Annotated in this window: 17 protein-coding genes and 1 tRNA gene; 5 read left to right on the forward strand and 13 right to left on the reverse strand. The window is 60.7% G+C overall.

Annotated features, from left to right (window positions below; genetic code table 11):
• Positions 1-526 precede the first annotated feature (526 nt).
• Positions 527-976 carry a DoxX family protein gene (locus QAT43_RS08270; RefSeq protein ID WP_305042585.1) on the forward strand — a complete coding sequence of 150 codons (450 nt, stop codon included), beginning with the start codon at positions 527-529 and terminating at the stop codon, positions 974-976.
• Positions 977-1,120: 144 nt separating this feature from the next.
• Positions 1,121-1,909 (forward strand): class I SAM-dependent methyltransferase, encoded by a 789-nt coding sequence (locus QAT43_RS08275; RefSeq protein WP_305042586.1) that lies wholly within the window; start codon positions 1,121-1,123, stop codon positions 1,907-1,909.
• Positions 1,910-2,053: 144 nt separating this feature from the next.
• Here the strand turns inward: QAT43_RS08275 and QAT43_RS08280 are convergent, their stop codons facing one another.
• Positions 2,054-3,388, reverse strand: a complete 1,335-nt coding sequence (locus QAT43_RS08280; protein ID WP_305042587.1) for a citrate (Si)-synthase — start codon at positions 3,386-3,388, stop codon at positions 2,054-2,056.
• Positions 3,389-3,794: 406 nt separating this feature from the next.
• On the opposite strand from QAT43_RS08280, the gene dusB reads away from it, so the two are divergent.
• The 3 genes from dusB to QAT43_RS08295 are packed head-to-tail and all read left to right on the forward strand — an operon-like array spanning position 3,795 to position 7,342.
• Positions 3,795-4,748 carry a tRNA dihydrouridine synthase DusB gene (gene dusB / locus QAT43_RS08285; RefSeq protein ID WP_305042588.1) on the forward strand — a complete coding sequence of 318 codons (954 nt, stop codon included), beginning with the start codon at positions 3,795-3,797 and terminating at the stop codon, positions 4,746-4,748.
• A gap of 5 nt (positions 4,749-4,753) precedes the next feature.
• On the forward strand, positions 4,754-5,863 hold the full coding sequence (locus tag QAT43_RS08290) for a two-component system sensor histidine kinase NtrB (RefSeq protein WP_305042589.1): 1,110 nt from the start codon (positions 4,754-4,756) through the stop codon (positions 5,861-5,863).
• A gap of 45 nt (positions 5,864-5,908) precedes the next feature.
• On the forward strand, positions 5,909-7,342 hold the full coding sequence (locus QAT43_RS08295) for a sigma-54-dependent transcriptional regulator (RefSeq protein WP_305042590.1): 1,434 nt from the start codon (positions 5,909-5,911) through the stop codon (positions 7,340-7,342).
• A gap of 66 nt (positions 7,343-7,408) precedes the next feature.
• Here the strand turns inward: QAT43_RS08295 and dnaB are convergent, their stop codons facing one another.
• The 12 genes from dnaB to ispE form a co-directional block, all read right to left on the reverse strand.
• Positions 7,409-8,776, reverse strand: a complete 1,368-nt coding sequence (gene dnaB, locus QAT43_RS08300) for a replicative DNA helicase (protein ID WP_305042591.1) — start codon at positions 8,774-8,776, stop codon at positions 7,409-7,411.
• A gap of 73 nt (positions 8,777-8,849) precedes the next feature.
• Entirely contained in the window at positions 8,850-9,299 is a 450-nt protein-coding gene (gene rplI / locus QAT43_RS08305) for a 50S ribosomal protein L9 (protein WP_305042592.1), read from the reverse strand.
• 15 nt (positions 9,300-9,314) lie between these two features.
• Positions 9,315-10,244 carry a DUF2232 domain-containing protein gene (locus tag QAT43_RS08310; RefSeq protein WP_305042593.1) on the reverse strand — a complete coding sequence of 310 codons (930 nt, stop codon included), beginning with the start codon at positions 10,242-10,244 and terminating at the stop codon, positions 9,315-9,317.
• Between the two features lie 31 nt (positions 10,245-10,275).
• Entirely contained in the window at positions 10,276-10,521 is a 246-nt protein-coding gene (gene rpsR, locus QAT43_RS08315; protein ID WP_305042594.1) for a 30S ribosomal protein S18, read from the reverse strand.
• A 30-nt stretch (positions 10,522-10,551) separates the two neighbouring features.
• Positions 10,552-10,923 carry a 30S ribosomal protein S6 gene (gene rpsF / locus QAT43_RS08320; RefSeq protein WP_305042595.1) on the reverse strand — a complete coding sequence of 124 codons (372 nt, stop codon included), beginning with the start codon at positions 10,921-10,923 and terminating at the stop codon, positions 10,552-10,554.
• A 163-nt stretch (positions 10,924-11,086) separates the two neighbouring features.
• The gene (gene ychF / locus QAT43_RS08325; RefSeq protein WP_305042596.1) at positions 11,087-12,181 is read right to left on the reverse strand and encodes a redox-regulated ATPase YchF; all 1,095 of its coding nucleotides are present in this window, start codon (positions 12,179-12,181) and stop codon (positions 11,087-11,089) included.
• 82 nt (positions 12,182-12,263) lie between these two features.
• Entirely contained in the window at positions 12,264-14,288 is a 2,025-nt protein-coding gene (locus QAT43_RS08330) for a sodium-translocating pyrophosphatase (RefSeq protein ID WP_305042597.1), read from the reverse strand.
• A gap of 7 nt (positions 14,289-14,295) precedes the next feature.
• On the reverse strand, positions 14,296-14,895 hold the full coding sequence (pth, locus tag QAT43_RS08335) for an aminoacyl-tRNA hydrolase (protein WP_305042598.1): 600 nt from the start codon (positions 14,893-14,895) through the stop codon (positions 14,296-14,298).
• A gap of 15 nt (positions 14,896-14,910) precedes the next feature.
• Entirely contained in the window at positions 14,911-15,510 is a 600-nt protein-coding gene (locus QAT43_RS08340) for a 50S ribosomal protein L25/general stress protein Ctc (RefSeq protein WP_305042599.1), read from the reverse strand.
• A 52-nt stretch (positions 15,511-15,562) separates the two neighbouring features.
• The gene (locus QAT43_RS08345; RefSeq protein ID WP_305042600.1) at positions 15,563-16,504 is read right to left on the reverse strand and encodes a ribose-phosphate pyrophosphokinase; all 942 of its coding nucleotides are present in this window, start codon (positions 16,502-16,504) and stop codon (positions 15,563-15,565) included.
• A 150-nt stretch (positions 16,505-16,654) separates the two neighbouring features.
• Positions 16,655-16,729 (reverse strand) — tRNA-Gln (locus QAT43_RS08350).
• A 108-nt stretch (positions 16,730-16,837) separates the two neighbouring features.
• Entirely contained in the window at positions 16,838-17,683 is an 846-nt protein-coding gene (ispE, locus tag QAT43_RS08355) for a 4-(cytidine 5'-diphospho)-2-C-methyl-D-erythritol kinase (protein WP_442900227.1), read from the reverse strand.
• Positions 17,684-17,934 lie beyond the last annotated feature (251 nt).

The raw sequence follows: 17,934 nt of genomic DNA on the forward strand, positions 1-17,934 counted from the left end.
GAAAGCGAACCGAAGCGGGTCAGCGCCTTGCGGATCTTGACGTGCCACTTGAAGGTACGAATAACCGCTTCGAGAAAAACCCCGAAAGCCAGGTAAGGCAGAATGTAGGTAAACTCCCGCCAAAGTCCGGTCGCAAGGTCTGCGGCGACCTTGAGTGCAGCATCCATCCGATTGTACTCCCGCTCTTGGAACCCAGAACCGAGGCAAAAAGCTCATCTTCCTGCCCCGCAAATGCCGCGAAAGAAAAACACGCCTCACAAAAAAAGGCAAGACCTCGCCGGAAACAGCGCCGCGAGGATAGTTTTCCGTCACCTCCGGCGGAAATCACGGACGGTTTTCCGCCGGGGGTAGCGATTGGCGCGCTCCAACTCCGCGCCGACCGCACTGCTGAAACCTCAAACTTGGCATTTTTCTGCAACCTTCATTCCACTTTGTCGAGAAAGGCTTGCGCAACCTGCGTCGCCCCTGCAATGACTGCATTTTCAGCTACAATTGAAGGCAAATGATGCTCCACAAGGATTTGAGCATGGGAGTCGGCAGACTATTCAACACCCTGGACACAACGGGGCCGCTGTTTCTGCGCTTGGGACTGGCCGCGGTTTTCATCGCTCACGGCGGCCAAAAACTGTTCGGCTGGTTTGGCGGCGCCGGACTGGAGGCTAGCCTCGCCTATTTCGAGCAAACCCTTGGAATCCCCATGATTCCTGCTCTTCTGGCCATGGTCGCCGAATTTTTCGGTGCAATGGCGATCCTCCTGGGTCTTTTGACCCGGGTCGCGGCCTTGGGCTTGACGGTGGTGATGGCGGTCGCCATCTTCAGGGTTCATCTGCCTTACGGATTTTTTCTCAACTGGCCCTGCATGCCTGAACTCGGACACGGCATCGAATTCAACCTGGCGCTGGCCGCCATGAGCCTTAGCCTGGTGGTAACCGGCCCCGGAAAATATTCCGTCGACAAATGGATCAGCGAACTCTGAGGCCCTGCTGCGGCAAGGCAATCCGGGGAGCAGGCGGCGGGGAATTCTTCCCAAGGGCAATTTTTCGTGTTATGCTCCCGTTTCTTTTTTTCGGCCTAGGCACCGGCAACTCCGGTGCCCGCCACCGCCATCCAGGAGAAACCCATGAACAAGGGTTTTAAAGATCGGGTCAGGGAACAATTCACCCGAACCGCCGAGCGTTATGTGCATGACGAAGGCTTCGCCCGAGGCGAGGATCTGGTCGAGGCCGCGCGCCTACTCAAGCCCACCACCGACGACCTGATGCTTGACGTCGCCACCGGCGGCGGGCATACGGCCCTCTACTTCGCGCCCCTGGTGCGCAGCGTGGTTGCCTCGGATCTGACCATGCAGATTCTCAAGAAAGCCCAGGAATTCATTAGCGAGGAAGGCGGCGTCGAAAACGTCACCTTTCGCGAGGCCGACGCCGAGGACCTGCCCTTCCCCGCGGGCTCCTTCACCGTGCTGACCTGCCGCATCGCACCGCACCACTTCCCCGACGTGCCCCTGGCCCTCAAGGAATTCTTTCGCGTGCTACGCCGCGGCGGGCGCATGGTCATCATTGACACCCTTTTGCCCGAGGACCCCGAAATCGCGCAACTCTACCAGACCATGGAACAGATGCGCGATCCGACCCATGTACAGGCCTTCACCGAAAAAACCTGGATCAAAATGATTGAAGAGGCTGGTTTCATTAACATCCAGACTCGCACCTTCCCCAAGACCCATGACTTCGTCACCTGGGCGAGGCGCTCCGGTCTGGATCGCCAAGGGGTGCAGAAACTCAACAAGTTTTTCATTGATGCACCGGCCAAGTTCCACGATTACTTTCAGGTGGAATCCTTTGCCGGCGAGGTGGAAAGCTACACCGACCGAAAACTTCTCATCTACGCAACCCGCCCGGAAAAGAAGTAAGCGCGCCAGAGCTCTTCCAGCAGAGCCCGCTCAATGAAAAAGCCCCGACGGCAGTCGGGGCTTTTTTCATTGAGCTCCGGAAAAAGACAGGGGCGCCACCAGGGCGCCCCACGGACAGTGCATATAAATTCAGGAAAGGCTCGCTTACTTGGCGGCGGCCTTCTTGGACTCTTCGGCCCACTTCTCGAGCATCGCGGTGGTGACGGACTTGGGACGCTCGATGGCGTAACCCAGGCCGCGGTCCCAAGTGATGTTGGCCATGCAGCCCAGAGCGCGGCCCACGCCGAAGAGCACGGTGTAGAAATCCCACTCGCGCACGCCGTAGTACCACTGGATGACACCGGACTGAGCATCGACGTTCGGCCAGGGATTCTTCGCCTTGCCGTGCTCCATGAGGACGCCGGGGGCGGTTTCGAAAATCATGGCGACCAGCTTGAACAGCTTGTCGTCCTTCAGACCGGGGGTGTTGAGGCAGAACTCGCGCTGCGACATATAGCGCGGGTCGGTCTTGCGCAGAACGGCATGGCCGTAACCGGGGACCACCTGGCCGGAGTTGAGGGTATCCCAGAGGGCCTTGGTGACCAGTTCCTTGGTCGGCTCCTGATCCTTGCAGTATTTTTCCTGGAACTTGAGGGTCCAGTCGAGAACTTCCTGGTTGGCCAGGCCATGCAGCGGGCCGGCGAGGCCGTTGATGCCGGCGGAGTAGGCATAGTAGGGGTCGGACAGCGCCGAGTGCACCAGATGGGTGGTGTGCGCCGAAACGTTGCCGGACTCATGGTCGGAGTGCAGGATGAAGTACATACGCGCCACATCCTTGTACTCTTCGCACTGACCGATCATGTGGGCGAAGTTGGCGCCCATGTCCAGGGAGGGGTCGATGGCGACCTGGAAATCGCTGCGATACTTGAGGTTGTAGATGAAAGCGGCGACGATGGGGATACGGGCGACGATGTCGCAGGCATCCTCGTAGACGGATTCCCAGGCGGTATTCTTGTTGAACTTGCCCGAGTTGTAGAAGGCGGCGAACTTGGAATCCCGCTGCATCGCCAGCAGGCCGACGGAGAGCATCACCATCGGATGGCTGTCGCGCGGCAGGGCGCGGATGGCATCCCACACATAGGAGGGCACGACCTGGCGGGTTTTCCACTCGGCGATCACGGCATCGACCTGGGCCTGGGTGGGAACGTCGCCGGTGAGGAGGAAAAACCAGAAAGCCTCGACGGTGGGATACTTGGACTTGGGAGCCTTGGGCAGCGCCTCGAAGGTTTCAGGGATGGTCTTGCCGCGGAAGCGAATACCTTCCTGAGGGTCGAGATAGGAGATGTCGGTGACCAGGCATTTGACGTCGCGGGCACCGCCGATGGCCTGCGAGATGGTCACGTCGCCGATTTTGACATCGCCGAATTCCTTGACCAGGCGGGTGGTACGGGGGCGGAACTCCTCAATTTTTTTCGCCAAAATCTCTTTCAGTGTCGCCATGCTCTCTCTCCTTTTCCATTTAATTTACGATGAGAACGGTCCCATCGACCAGCCCCTCCGGCCCACGACCAACGCGAGACGGAAGAACTCCCGAAACGAACAGAAAACCGCCGGAAAAGATTCCGGCCGCTGAGATCCGGAAAGGAAAAACAATGTTTGACAGAGAAAACGAGCAGAGGGCCCAGAGGCGCGGCCCACTTCTTTAATCAATATTTTATCCCAAATATCGTTTTGATTTTGTAGCAATCGGGGTCGTCCTTGTCAAGCCAAATAATGTATACAGTATTCAGAAGGAGTCCGCAAGAAGGTTTTTTCCGCCAGGGTTTTTTCAAGGTTTTTTCCCTTGGCCTGATGCGGGGGCCATGCTACCATGCGCAAAAATTGTGCAAACCAACCCTGTCATTTTATGCGCATCGGCTCCCTTACCCTAACCAACAACTTGTTCCTGGCTCCCATGGCCGGCATCAGCGACCTGCCGTTTCGCCAGATTACCAAGGCCTTCGGGGCCGGACTGGTCTTCAGCGAAATGATCAGCGCCAATGGCCTTGTTTTTGACGGGCGGCGCACCCGCGCCCTGCTTCGCTCCAGCGCCCAGGAGCAGCCTCTCGCGGTGCAATTGTTCGGCTCAGACCCGGATATCCTCGCGCGGGCCGCGGCGTTGGTCGAGGATGACGGCGCCCTGCTGGACATCAATATGGGTTGCCCGGTGAAAAAAGTGGTGCGCGGCGGAGCGGGTTCCGCCCTGCTGCGGGAACCGACGCGCGCGGCCGCGATCCTGCGCGCGGTGCGGCGGGTCACGGCGCGCCCCCTGACGGTCAAGATTCGCTCGGGGTGGGATGGGGTCTCGTTGAATTTTCTGGAAATCGGCCGCATCGCCCAGGAGGAAGGGGCGGACGCCGTCACCCTGCACCCACGCACCCGCGCGGAAGGCTTCACCGGCAAGGCCCGCTGGGAGCACATCCGGGAATTGAAGGCCCAACTGCGCATTCCGGTCATCGGCAGCGGCGACCTGTTTCAGGCCGCCGACGTGCATACCATGCGACAGCTCACCAGTTGCGACGCGGTGATGGTCGCCCGCGGCAGCTACGGCAATCCCTGGTTGCTGCGCGACAGCCTGGCGGCGACGACCGCGCCCCAGCCGCCGGTGCCCGCCGAGCGGATGGCGGTGGCCTTGGAGCATCTAGAATTGCATCTTGAACACTTCGGGGCGCACCGCACCCTGGGCGAAATGCGCAAACACCTGTGCTGGTATTCGCGAGGCCTGAGCGGCGCCGCGAGTTATCGCGCCCGCATCAACGCCGCCACCTCCGTCGAAGCATTGCGGGAAGCGACCCGCGCCTTTTTTCTAGCGGAGTCTTGAAACCGATGGCCTCACCCGATTTTCCACCGGAATCCCAGGATCTCCAGCTCTACGTGCGGGTGGTCGAAAACGTCGAGGATGCGGTGGTGGCCATGGATCAAACCGGGACCATCAGCCTCTTCAATCCGGCGGCCGAGGTCTGCACGGGTCTGTCCCGGCGCCAATGTCTGCGGCGTTCCTACGAGGAAATCTTTCACGACCAGCGCACCCTGATCAACCTGATCCGTTCCGCCCTGCGGGAAGGACGCTCGTTTGTCAACTTTGAGGACGTTTTGCTCCAGCGCCCCTCGGCACCGCCGATCCCGGTGAGCATCCTGGTGTCGCCGCTGCTGACCAGCAGTGGCCACCAGGAGGGTGTCGTGCTGATTCTGCGCGACCTGACCCGGGTCCGGGAACTCGAGGAGGCCGTGCGCCATGCCGACCGGCTCTCCATGATCGGCACCATGGCCGCCGGCCTGGCCCACGAGATTAAAAATCCCCTGAGCGGCATCAAGGGCGCGGCGCAACTGCTCGACCGCGAAATCACCGAGGATAGCCAGCTCAAGGAATACACGCGGATCATGACCCGCGAGGTCGAGCGGGTCAACGGCATTATCGAGGAACTCATGGACCTGGCCAGTCCTCGGCAGCCGGTCATGGGCGAGGTTCACCTCGGCAAGTTGCTCGGCGACATCGTGCTTTTTCAGCGCGAAGCGGCGCGCAACCGCAACCTGAGCTTCGCCCTGCGCCTGGACCCCAGCATACCGCCGATCCGCGGGGACGAGAATCTATTGACGCGGCTGTTTCTCAACCTGATCAAGAATGCGGCCGAATCCATCGACCAGCAAGGCGCGGTGGAAATCAGCACGCGCGTGGCTTCCGAATACCACCTCAACCAACCGGGCGACCGACCCGTGCCCTTTATCGAAGTTGAGATTCGCGACACCGGCAAGGGCATGACGGCGGCGCAGATGGAACAGATTTTCACACCCTTCTTCACCACGAAAAATCGCGGCGGAGGGCTGGGCCTGCCGATCTGCCAGAAAATCGTGAGCGAGCACCGCGGCTTTCTCAAAGTGGAAAGTCAACCCGGGGCGGGCTCGACATTCACCGTGTCCCTGCCCTTTTATCGCTGATTGCGCAAACCATTTCTTTTCACCGCCGAAAGAGAGTCGCCTGCCATGGCCATCGAGCGCATCCTGGTCGTTGATGATGAAGAAAGCATTCGCTGGGTGCTGTCCCGCGCCCTAAGCAAGAAAGGCTTCAAGGTCGACCTGGCCGCGGACGGCAACGAAGCGCTCGGCCTGTTTCGCAAAAATCCCTATGACCTGGCGATCCTCGACGTCAAGATGCCCGACATCAGCGGCCTCGATTTGCTCAGCCGCTTCCAGGAGGACGCGCCTCAGACCCTGGTGGTCATCATGACCGCCGAGTCCTCCATGAAAAACGCCGTGGAGGCCATGAAGCGCGGCGCCTACGATTACATCACCAAGCCTTTCGACCTCGATGCGATAGACGCCATCATCCTCAAGGCCGGCAAGGCCACGGACATCAGCGGCGAAGTCAGCCGCCTGAAAAACGAGCTCAAGGATCAGTACAGCCTCGAGCGCACCATCATCGGCCAGAGCAAGCCCATGCAGGAGGTCTACAAGATTCTCGGCAAGGTGGCGCCCTCCGACGTAACGGTGCTGATCACCGGGGAAAGCGGCACCGGCAAGGAACTCGTCGCGCGCGCCATTCATTTCAACAGTCCGCGCCTGGGCAAGCCCTTTCTCGCCATCAACTGCGCCGCCATTCCTCGCGATCTTCTCGAAAGCGAGCTGTTCGGCCATGAAAAAGGTGCCTTCACCGGCGCCACGGAACGCAAGCTGGGCAAATTCGAGCAAGCCAACGGCGGCACCCTGTTTCTCGACGAAATCGGCGACATGCCTTTGGATTTGCAGGCCAAGCTGTTGCGGGTTCTTCAAGAAAAGGAAATCACCCGCACGGGCGGCTCCACCACCGTTGCCGTCGATGTGCGCATCGTCGCCGCCACCAATCAAAATCTCAAGGACAAGGTGCGCGCCCGCGAGTTCCGCGAGGATCTTTTCTACCGCCTCAACGTGGTGCCCATCGCTCTGCCGCCCTTGCGCGAGCGGCGCGACGACATCCCCTTGCTGGTCGATTATTTCATTCAGAGCGCCCGGGAAAAACTCGGCACCGCGGCCCTGGGCTGCACTCCGGAAGCCTACCAGCGCCTGGCCGCCTTCAACTGGCCGGGCAACGTGCGGGAACTGGAGAACACCATCCAGCGCGCCGCCCTGCTCTCCCCCAACCCCCTATTGACGCCCGAGGATTTTCCCGTCCAGGGCGAGGCGGACCAGGATTCCACCGATTGTTCCCTGGAAGCGTTGATCACCAACAAGCTGCGCAACGCCATCGGCGCCATGGAGGTCCAGGAACTCAACAACCTCTACGAGATGGTGCTGCACCAGATGGAACGGCCCCTGATCCGCATCATTCTCGAAAAAACACGCGGCAACCAGGTCCGAACGGCGGAAATCCTCGGCATCAATCGCAACACCCTGCGTAAAAAAATTCAGACCCTGGGCATCGAGATCAGCAAGGAAGGCTAAGGGGAAGAACGCAGACAAGGCATGGCCCCGGTGGAGAGATCCCCGGGGCTTTTGCGTTGAGGAGGGTCAGATGCGGTCGTCGTGGCGAGCGAGATTTTCAAAGCGGGTATATTCGCCGCGAAAGGCCAGGTTGACCGTGCCGATGGGGCCGTTACGCTGTTTGCCGATAATGATTTCGGCGGCGCCGCGGTGGTTTTCACCGCACTCCTCGTGCTTTTTGCAGTGGGGGCAATAGACCTCATCGCGGTAGACGAACATGATGACGTCGGCATCCTGCTCGATGGCGCCCGATTCCCGCAGGTCGGCCATGATCGGGCGCTTGTCGGTGCGGTTTTCCAGCGAGCGGTTGAGCTGGGAAAGGGCGACGACGGGCACGCTCAGCTCCTTGGCCAACGCCTTGAGGGAGCGGGAGATTTCGGAGATTTCCTGCTGACGACTCTCGGGGTTGTTGCCGCGCATGAGTTGCAGATAGTCGACGATGATCAGGCCGATGTCCTCCTGGGACTTGAGACGCCGCGCCTTGGAGCGAAGTTCGAGAACCGAGATTGCCGGCGTGTCGTCGATATAGATCTTGGCGCTGCTCAACTGGCTGGCGGCATCGGTCAACTTGGGCCAGTCGGAATCGCCGAGATTTCCGGTCCGCATGCGGCTGGCGTCCACCCGCGCCACGGAGCACAGCAGGCGCTGCACCAACTGCTCCTTGCCCATTTCGAGGGAGAAAATCAGGCAGGGCGCGCGCCGTTCGCTTTTCACCGCGGCATATTCGGCGACGTTGAGACAGAAGGCGGTCTTGCCCATGGAGGGGCGCCCCGCGATGATGACCAGGTCGCCGGGCTGCAGACCGGCGGTCATTTTGTCGAGATCCGCGTAGCCGGTGGGAACTCCCGTGACCAGTTCCTTGCGCTCGTAGAGTTTCTCGATGTTCTTGAAGGTGTCCTTGAGAATGTCGCGAACGGAGAAGTAACTGGGCCGGGTGCGGTTTTCCGCGATTTCAAAAATAGCCTTTTCCGCCTGGTCGAGAATCTGCTCGATGCTGCCGCCCGCGTACCCCGAGGTGGCGATATCGGTGGCGACGGAGATCAGATGGCGGGCAATGGCCTTTTCCTTGACCAGCCGGCAGTAGTAGACAATGTTGGCGGCGGTGGGAACGTAATCCACCAGGGTGGCGAGATAGGCATGGCCGCCGACCGCTTCCAGGGCCTGACGGCTTTGCAGATTGGCCGCGAGGGTCACCAGATCGGCCGGCTCATTTTTTTCGGACAGATCAATCAGACTTTCGAAGATCTTGCGGTGACTTTCCCGATAGAAGTCCTCGGGCCGCAAGATTTCCAGAACACGGTCCAGGGCCTGCTCGTCGAGCAGGATGCCGCCGAGCACGGACATCTCCGCCTCAAGACTTTGGGGCGGCAAACGATGGGCGCTGAGGTCTTCCATGAACAACCCGGGCCGGAGGCAATGAAAAAGGGACGGCCGAAAACGACCGCCCCCGGGCACTTCGAGAAACCGCTTACTCGGCGGAGGCGGTCACGTTCACTTTGATCTTCGCCACCACCCCGGCATTCAGACGCACCGGCACTTCAAACTCGCCGACATGCTTGATGGGCTCGGGCAGCTGAATCTTCTTCCGGTCGATTTCGATACCGGCGTCGGTCAGCTTTTTTTCCAGATCCATGCTGGTCACCGAACCGAAGAGCTTGCCCTCCTCGCCGGCGAGTTGCGAGAAGGAGCAGGTCAGCGCCTCGATGCGGGACTTGAGGGCCTGGGCATCCTTGGACACTTTCTCCAGCTTGCGCTGGAGCATGCGCTTTTGATGTTCGAGTTCGCGCACGTTGCGGGAATTGGCCTCGCTCGCCAACCCCTTGGGCACCAGAAAATTGCGGGCGTAGCCCGGCTTCACCTTCACGATGTCGCCGATATTGCCAAGCCCTTCGACGGCTTCTTTGAGTATAACCTCCATGGGTCTCCTCCAGGATTACGAAGTTTTTTGCAGTTTAGGTTTGCGAAAATCGATCCAGATGTCGAACACCCCCATCGCGGTAACGAACATGGGCAGGGGGTTGAGAACAAAGATCAGGAAATAAATCAACGAACGAAACACGGGCGATACCGACCGACGCCGCAGGTAATGGGTCACCACAGCCAGACCCTGGGCAAAATAAACCGGCAACAGGACAACCAGCACGTTCAACGCCAGGGTCTTGACCGTCGCCTGCTCAAGTAACAGAGCAAAGCCGGCGACAATCACCGGCCAGATCAGGGCATCCGGAGCCTTCCATTGAGCAAAAGCTGGTCCCGGTACGGCATAGCGACCCTTGGCGAACAGGTGCAGCAACAAAACCACCACGGCAGCGAGCACGCCAAGCAGCACAATGGTCACGGCGGGATAGATCCGCACGAAGACTTCAGCCAGCGCCGTCAGAGTTTGCTCCAGCGCTTCCCGCTCCTGAGCGGGGAGGTTGCCTTCGTCATAAAACCGCAGGGCCTGGTCGATAACCTGGCGGCCCTCCTGACGGACCATCTCGCCGGGACTCAATCCCTGCCCCTGGGACACCGCGAGCAGCAACGGCAGGGCGATGGCGATCCCGGCCCACACCGTCAACACAAGGGTCCGATCCCAGGCATGGCCGCGGCGCAGAAAAAAGGGCACAAAGAAGGCAACCACGCCGTATTGCAGGAGAAATCCCAGGGTCAGAACCGGCGGCAGCAGCATCAGCAGCAGCGCGCAACTCAGGACGATGACCACCACGCCGGCCAGGGGGCCCTGGCGCATATGCACATAGGCGGCAGGGACCGGACCGAACATATTCAAGAGCAAGGCGATGGGAGCGACATACTGGCTGCCCAGGAAAAACGCGGTGGACAGCAGGGCAGCACCGAGAATGTACAGGGATCTTCGCTCCATGGCCTGTCGCGCGAATAAACTGCGCTGCCTGTCAGTCCACCAGCGAGTGCGAGGACGAATAGGGCAGCAGCGCCACCATGCGTGCACGCTTGATGGCCTCGGTCAGCACTCTCTGATGCGGCGCGCAGGTTCCGGTGATGCGGCGGGGCACGATCTTGCCACGCTCGGAAATGAACGCGCGCAGGGTATCGGTCTGCTTGTAATTGATCTGAACATCCTTATCGGCACAGAAACGGCAAACTTTGCGCCGGCCAAAACGTCTCTTGGGTGCAGCCATGGTCTCTAATCTCCAGTTTCGATGGGTGAATTAATCTTCGACTTCTTCCTCGGCGCCCGCCTCGCCCTCGGCGGCAGCGGCCACGCCCTTGTCGGCCGCTGCCGGCTGGGGCAGTCCGCCTTCAAGATGCAGGGAGGAAAAACGCAGGATCTTGTCATCGATGCGCAGGCGCCGCTCAAGCTCGGCCACCATGTCGGATCCCGCCTGGAAATAAAAGATGAAGTAAGAGCCGCGCGTGAGTTTCTGAATGGGATAGGCCAGGGTGCGGGTCCCCCATTCATCAACGCGGACGACCTCGCCGCCGCGCTCGGCAATCACGCCCTTGAATTTTTCAACGAGGGCCTTGAGTTCGTCACCGACCACATCAGGGTGGACGATGAACATGGTTTCATAACTTCTCATGATCGACATTTCTCCTCTCGGGTAAATAGCCCCGGGCCATCCCGGAGCAAGGAGTGGGCAAAACCCGCCCCGCTTTCGTGTGAACTTTGCTTTCTACCACAAAGGCCGCTGCATTTCAATGATCTTTGCGGAAGAACGGATACTTGTCATCGGCACCAGGCATTTAGACGTTGAAGCGAAAATGCATGACGTCGCCGTCCTGCACCACATAGTCCTTGCCCTCCAGGCGCAGCAAGCCCTTTTCCTTGGCCCCCTGCTCGCCGCGGGCACGAATGTAGTCATCATAGGCAATGACTTCCGCGCGGATGAAACCCTTTTCAAAATCGCTGTGAATCACGCCGGCGGCGCCGGGCGCGCGCGTGCCGCGGGCGATGGTCCAGGCGCGGACTTCCTTGACCCCCGCCGTGAAGTAGGTAATGAGGTTGAGCAGGTCGTAGCCGGCGCGGATCATGCGATCGAGTCCCGATTCGGCCAAGCCGAGTTCCTGGAGAAACTCGGCTTTTTCCTCCCCTGCCAATTCCGCGACCTCGGCTTCAATGCGCCCGCAGATGATGACCAGTTCGGCTCCCTCCGCCGCGGCCAATTCCTTAAGCCGCGCCACGTAGGGGTGGGCACCGCCCAGATCATCCTCCCCGACGTTGGCCACGTAGAGCACCGGACGGGCGGTGATCAACTGCAACTCCCCGAGCACGCGACGCTGCTCTTCATCGAGTTGGGTTTTGCGCGCCGGCAGTCCCTGATTGAGACAATCGCGCACCTTGAGCAGCACCTCGAGTTCGGCCTGGAGTTTTTTATCGCCGCTGCGCGCCTGCTTCTCGCAGCGCTGAATGCGCCGCTCGACCGATTCGAGATCCGCCAGATTCAGCTCGGTCTGAATGACTTCCACGTCGCGAACAGGGTCGACGGAACCATCGACGTGAACGACATTATCATCCTCGAAACAGCGCACGATGTGAGCAATGGCATCCACCTGACGAATATGGCCGAGAAACTGGTTGCCGAGCCCCTCGCCTTTGCTGGCCCCCTTGACGAGGCCGGCGATATCGACGAATTCCAGGGTCGTGGGGATCACCTTCTGTGGGTTGACGATGGCCGCCAGGGCGTCAAGCCGCGGATCCGGCACCGAGACGATCCCCACGTTAGGCTCGATGGTGCAGAAAGGATAGTTGGCCGACTCGGCGCCCGCGGAGGTCAGGGCGTTGAAGATGGTCGACTTGCCGACGTTGGGCAAACCGACGATGCCGCATTTGAAACCCATAAGTACCTATCACTACACAAAAAGACGATAGCCGGGAACAGGTCCCGGCTATCGTTCGGTTAACTGGACGTCCCAACGAAACTTAGATCAGCAGCGGCGCGATAACCAGGGCGACGACGCTCATCAGCTTAATCAGGATGTTCATGGACGGGCCGGAGGTGTCCTTGAAGGGGTCGCCGACGGTATCACCGACCACGGCGGCCTTGTGCGCCTCGCCGCCCTTACCTTCGCCGGCGAGTTCACCCTTCTCGATGTACTTCTTGGCGTTGTCCCAGGCGCCGCCGCCATTGGACATCATCAGGGCCAGGAGCACCCCGGCCACGGTCGCCCCGGCGAGCATGCCGCCAAGGGCCTCGGCGCCGAGCAGAAAGCCGACCAGCACCGGCGCGAACACCGCGACCACCCCGGGCAGCACCATCTCGCGCAGGGCGGCGCGGGCGGAAATATCCACGCACTTGTCAGGCTCGGGCTTGGCATCCGGATGGCCTTCAAGCAGGCCGGGAATCTCGCGGAACTGACGACGAATCTCGTCAACCATTTTGCCGGCGGCGCGGCCGACGCTGGTCATGGTCAGCGCGCCGATGAAAAACGGCAGGGCGCCGCCGATGAGCAGGCCGATAACGGTGCTGGGATTGATCAGGTTGATGGTTTCAAGCTGCACCGTGGTGGCATAGGCCGAGAACAGCGCCAGGGCGGTCAAGGCCGCCGAACCGATGGCGAAACCCTTGCCGATGGCCGCGGTGGTGTTGCCGATGGCATCCAGACCGTCGGTGATCTTACGCACATCGGGACCGAGACCGGCCATTTCCGAAATGCCGCCGGCATTATCGGCGATGGGGCCGTAAGCGTCGACGGTCATGGTCACCCCGACGGTGGCCAGCATGCCGACCGCGGCGATGCCGATGCCGTAGAGACCGGCGAAGTGATTGGCGACGAAAATGCTCACGCAGATAATGAGGATCGGCGGAGCGCAGCTTTCCAGACCGACCGCGAGACCGTGGATGATGTTGGTGGCGGGGCCGGTTTTGCTCGCCTCGGCGATGCGCGCCACGGGGGTGGACGCCGTGTAGTATTCGGTAATCTGCCCGATGGCCACACCCGCCAGGGTTCCGGCCAGGATCGCCCAGAACACGCCGTTGGAAATATGCAGGGCGCGGATGACGAAGAACGCGGCGATCAAAAAGCCGCCGGCGCCGACAAAGGTGGTGTAATGCAGGGCCTTGGCCGGGTCGATGGACTTGAACACGCGCATGGAGTAAATGCCGATCACCGAGAAGACCAGGCCGACCATGGCCAGCACCAGGGGCAGAACCATGGCGTTGGCGCGCAACGCCTCGTGATCGATGCCGGGCACCGAAAGTAGATCAAGCAGCGTGGGGCCAGCCGCGGCGGCAATCGCCACGGTCGCGATGATGGAACCAACATAGGATTCGAAGATGTCGGCGCCCATGCCCGCGGTATCGCCCACGCAGTCACCGACGTTGTCGGCGATGACACCGGGATTGCGGGGATCATCCTCGGGAATGCCGGCTTCGACCTTACCCACCAGGTCGGCACCGACATCGGCCGCCTTGGTGTAGATGCCGCCGCCGACGCGGGCGAACAGGGCGATGGACGAGGCACCCATGGCGAAGCCGTTGATGTACTTGGCGGTTTCCGGATCACCGAAAAGAATGAAGGCGATGCCGACCCCGACCAGGCCCAGGGAGGCGACCGCCAGGCCCATGACCGCGCCGCCGTTGAAGGACACCAGCAGCGCCGCCGCCTGGCCGCTCGCGCGGGCCGCCTCGGCGGTGCGCACGTTGGCGCGCGTCGCGGCCTTCATGCCGATGAAGCCGCAGGTCATGGAACACAGGGCGCCGCCGACGAAAGCCAAAGCGGTTTGAAAACCCATCCCCAGGAGAATGAGGAAAAACACCAGGACGATGAAAATCGCCAACACCTGGTATTCGCGACGCAGAAAGGCCATGGCGCCGAGGTGAATGGACTCGGAAATTTCCTTCATCTTGTCGTTGCCGATGGGCTGGGCCTTGACCTTGGTGTAGGTGACAATGGCGATGATAAAGCCAATAATCCCCAGAATCGGTGCGTACATCTGCAGTTCCATGTGGCTCTTACCCTCTCTTGGCTGATTGGATTGAAACCGTGGCTTCTCGACTGTGAAAAGTATTCATGGCCTTGGCCGCGCCGTCGCGCAGAATGGTTTCGACGACTTCGGCCGCGGTATCAAGAATTTCATTCAGAAGAATCTGCTCATCGCGTCCGAATGGACGCAGCACGTAATCGGCCACCTCCTGGCCGGTTACGGGCCGCCCCACGCCGATGCGCAGGCGAAGAAACTCTCCCGAACCCAAGACCTCCATGATATGCCGCAAACCTTTTTGCCCGCCGTGGCCGCCACTGGTTTTGATGCGCAGCGTCCCGAAGGGCAGATCGACGTCATCATGAAGGACGAGCAAATCCCCCGGAGATGCCCCGAGGGACTTGAGGGCGGAGGCCACGCTGGCCCCGCTGAGATTCATGTACGTGTGCGGCAACAACAGGGTCGCTTCCTCGCCGACGATACGCCCGGCGCCGTACAATCCCTGGTGGCCTTTTTTCTTAAGGGCGATGCCCGCCTTGTCGGCCAGGCGGGTCAGCGCCATGAACCCCACATTGTGTCGGGTAAGAGCATATTTTTCGCCCGGATTGCCTAGGCCGACAATGAGCTTCAAGCCATCTCTCCGGACTTAGGCGCCTTCGCCCGCGGCCGCGGGTTCCTCTTCCTCGGCCTTGCGCCCGGTGCAGGTGATGACGGTGAAGTTCACCTCGTGCGGCACCTCGACACCCTCGGGCAGAGTCACGTCCTCGATGTGGATGACATCGCCAATGCCCAGGGCGGTCACATCGATTTCAACGGCGGCGGGAATCTGATCGGGGTAGCAGTGCACCTCGAGCTCATGGCGGATAACTTCCAGGGAGCCGCCGATTTTTTCGCCGGCCGACTTGCCGACGGCGTGGACCGGAACCATGACATGGACCTTCTTCTTCATGTTCACGGCATGAAAATCAACATGGCGGGGGGTGCGCTTGATGGAATCGACGTCCATGTCCTTGAGAATCACCACCTTGCCGGCGAAGGGGCCTTCACCCTGCAGGGTGATCAAGGTGTTCCAGCCGCTTTCCGTGGCGATGGCCGTTTCCAGCGCCTTGGGCTCGACGAACACCGGGCAAGCCTCCATGCCCTTGCCGTAAACCACGCCGGGCACCAGGTCCTTGCGGCGCAGCGAACGCGCCACGCCCTTGCCGGTACCTTCGCGCAAACTAACCGTCAACTGAGTCTGTCCCATTTATTCCGTCCTCCAGCTAAGCGTTGTTGTGATGATTGAAATGGCGCGACATTCAAACGAAGAGCGAACTGACCGACTCGTCGTCGTGAATGCGGCGAATGGCTTCGGCAAGCAGGGGCGCGACCGAGAGAACCCGCAGCTTTGCGCAGCGGGAGGCCTTATCCCCCACGGGTATGGTGTTGGTGATGACCACTTCCTCCAGGCTACTCTGGTCGATGCGCTCCAGGGCGGGCCCGGAGAGCACCGGGTGAGTGGCGCAAGCGAATACCCGGCCGGCGCCCCGGCCCTTGAGGGCCTGGGCCGCCTGGCAGAGAGTACCGGCCGTATCGATCATGTCATCGACGATCATGCAATCCTGCCCTTCGACATCGCCGATGACGTGCATCACCTCGGAGACATTGGGTCCGCTGCGCCGCTTGTCGATGATCGCCAACCCCGCATCGAGCCGCTTGGCGAAGGCCCGGGCGCGCTCGGTGCCGCCGGCGTCCGGGCTTACGACCACCAGCTTCTGCTCCGCGAAACGCCGCTTGAGGTCGTCGAGAATGACCGGTGCCGCATAGAGATTGTCCACGGGGACATTGAAGAAGCCCTGAATCTGCCCGGCGTGCAGGTCCATGGTCAGCACGCGTGTCGCGCCGGCGGTGTGGATCAGGTCCGCGACCAGCTTGCTGGTGATGGGCGTGCGCGGGGCGACTTTGCGGTCCTGACGGGCATAGCCGAAATAGGGGATGACGGCGGAGATGCGCGAGGCCGACGCCCGCTTGAGGGCGTCGATCATGATAAGCAGTTCCATCAGATTGCTGTTGGACGGGGCGCAGGTGGGCTGTACCACATAGACATCGCGGCCGCGTACGTTTTCGCCGATTTCGACCATAATCTCGCCATCGGAGAAGGTCCGTACGCTGGCACTGCCCAGGGGAACCGAAAGATGCCCGCAGATTTCCCGGGCAAGGGGAATATTGGCGTTACCGGTAAAAATCTTGATCTTGTCCAAAACTCTTCCCCCTTGCGCCAAACTAGGCTCTGTTGAAAATTCCGCCCTGAGCCCCCACTCCCATCCGACAGGTTCAGCGAACCAAAAAGCCAAAGGCTCCCGGCTGGAGGGCCTGAATGCCGCGTCCATCCCGGAGCCGAAGGAAACAGGTGGCTGGGGCGCCAGGATTCGAACCTGGGAATGTCGGAATCAAAATCCGATGCCTTACCGCTTGGCGACGCCCCAAAAATTTTATAAACACACTTAAGTAGGGAGACTTTTGTTAAATGCGATGCGACCGATCAGTGGGCGAAAAGCAGTGCGACCGCTGCCGATCAAAAGCGCCGAAAATACCTAGGCCAGGGGATGCACCTGAAAAACGCGCCAGTCGGCTCGCGATGCCAGGGCCGCGCCGGCCCTTTGCGCACCGGCCTCATCAGCAAAAAGACCAAAAACCGTGGGCCCGCTCCCCGACATGAGAGCGCCGAGGGCGCCTGCGCCCATCAAAGCGCTCTTGATTTCGGCCACCTGCGGATGCCCCCCGATGGTCACCGACTCCAAATCATTATGGAGAAGTCCGGCCAAGTCCCGCGGGGAAGCGAAAAACTCGGGAAGTTTAGCGACACCACCAGGGGATGTCAACCGCAAATTTCCATAAACCCAGGCAGTGGAAACGGCAAAGCCCGGGTTGACCAGCACATACCAGACCCTCGGCAACGGCGGCGCCTTGACCAGCCGATCGCCTATCCCCGTGGCCCAGGCCGTCTCGCCAAACACAAAAAAAGGCACATCGGCACCCAGGCGCGCGCCCTCGCGCAAGAGATCGGCGCGCGACAGGGGGGCACCCAGCATCTCATTGAGACCGACCAGCACCGCCGCGGCATCCGAGGAGCCGCCACCCAGGCCGGCCGCCACCGGAATCCTCTTATCTATATGCACCGCGACGCCATCGGTACGGCCGGCGGCGTCCATGACCAACCGCGCGGCGCGCGCGGCAATATTTTGTTCATTCTCGGCCAGATCAAGCCCCGGACATTCGACGACCAGCCCAGGCGCGTCGTTCAGGCGAATGGTTACGCGATCGGCCAGTGACACCCGTTGCATGAGCATGCATAGCTCATGGTAGCCATCGGGCCGCTTGCCGAGGACATGCAGACATAGATTGATTTTAGCCGGCGCCGAAAATACCCGCTCCATGATGAACCCCCCTTGCGGCGGCTTGCCGCGCACGCTCCGTTTCTACCCGGTTCCCCCAACCACGTCAAGCCCTTCGCGAACCACTCCGCCCCCACCGGACCTCAAAAAAACAGAATCAGGTTCTAGGTCGCGCAAGGGACTTCCTTGCAACGGCGACATTTCGCCAAAAGCGTCGATTTTTGGCCTTTTCGGCCTTGGCGCTCTTCGGCGAAAATTATTAAAACGAATTGCAACAAAACACGACTTAATCTAAA

Origin of the sequence: Geoalkalibacter sp. (assembly GCF_030604225.1) — a bacterium.
Taxonomy (GTDB): domain Bacteria; phylum Desulfobacterota; class Desulfuromonadia; order Desulfuromonadales; family Geoalkalibacteraceae; genus Geoalkalibacter.

Bases quoted from the DNA above. Each gene is read 5' to 3' on its own strand.
- QAT43_RS08270 (WP_305042585.1), top strand. From the start codon at position 527: ATGGGAGTCGGCAGACTATTCAACACCCTGGACACAACGGGGCCGCTG.
- QAT43_RS08275 (WP_305042586.1), top strand. From the start codon at position 1,121: ATGAACAAGGGTTTTAAAGATCGGGTCAGGGAACAATTCACCCGAACC.
- QAT43_RS08280 (WP_305042587.1), bottom strand. From the start codon at position 3,388: ATGGCGACACTGAAAGAGATTTTGGCGAAAAAAATTGAGGAGTTCCGC.
- dusB (WP_305042588.1), top strand. From the start codon at position 3,795: ATGCGCATCGGCTCCCTTACCCTAACCAACAACTTGTTCCTGGCTCCC.
- QAT43_RS08290 (WP_305042589.1), top strand. From the start codon at position 4,754: ATGGCCTCACCCGATTTTCCACCGGAATCCCAGGATCTCCAGCTCTAC.
- QAT43_RS08295 (WP_305042590.1), top strand. From the start codon at position 5,909: ATGGCCATCGAGCGCATCCTGGTCGTTGATGATGAAGAAAGCATTCGC.
- dnaB (WP_305042591.1), bottom strand. From the start codon at position 8,776: ATGGAAGACCTCAGCGCCCATCGTTTGCCGCCCCAAAGTCTTGAGGCG.
- rplI (WP_305042592.1), bottom strand. From the start codon at position 9,299: ATGGAGGTTATACTCAAAGAAGCCGTCGAAGGGCTTGGCAATATCGGC.
- QAT43_RS08310 (WP_305042593.1), bottom strand. From the start codon at position 10,244: ATGGAGCGAAGATCCCTGTACATTCTCGGTGCTGCCCTGCTGTCCACC.
- rpsR (WP_305042594.1), bottom strand. From the start codon at position 10,521: ATGGCTGCACCCAAGAGACGTTTTGGCCGGCGCAAAGTTTGCCGTTTC.
- rpsF (WP_305042595.1), bottom strand. From the start codon at position 10,923: ATGAGAAGTTATGAAACCATGTTCATCGTCCACCCTGATGTGGTCGGT.
- ychF (WP_305042596.1), bottom strand. From the start codon at position 12,181: ATGGGTTTCAAATGCGGCATCGTCGGTTTGCCCAACGTCGGCAAGTCG.
- QAT43_RS08330 (WP_305042597.1), bottom strand. From the start codon at position 14,288: ATGGAACTGCAGATGTACGCACCGATTCTGGGGATTATTGGCTTTATC.
- QAT43_RS08340 (WP_305042599.1), bottom strand. From the start codon at position 15,510: ATGGGACAGACTCAGTTGACGGTTAGTTTGCGCGAAGGTACCGGCAAG.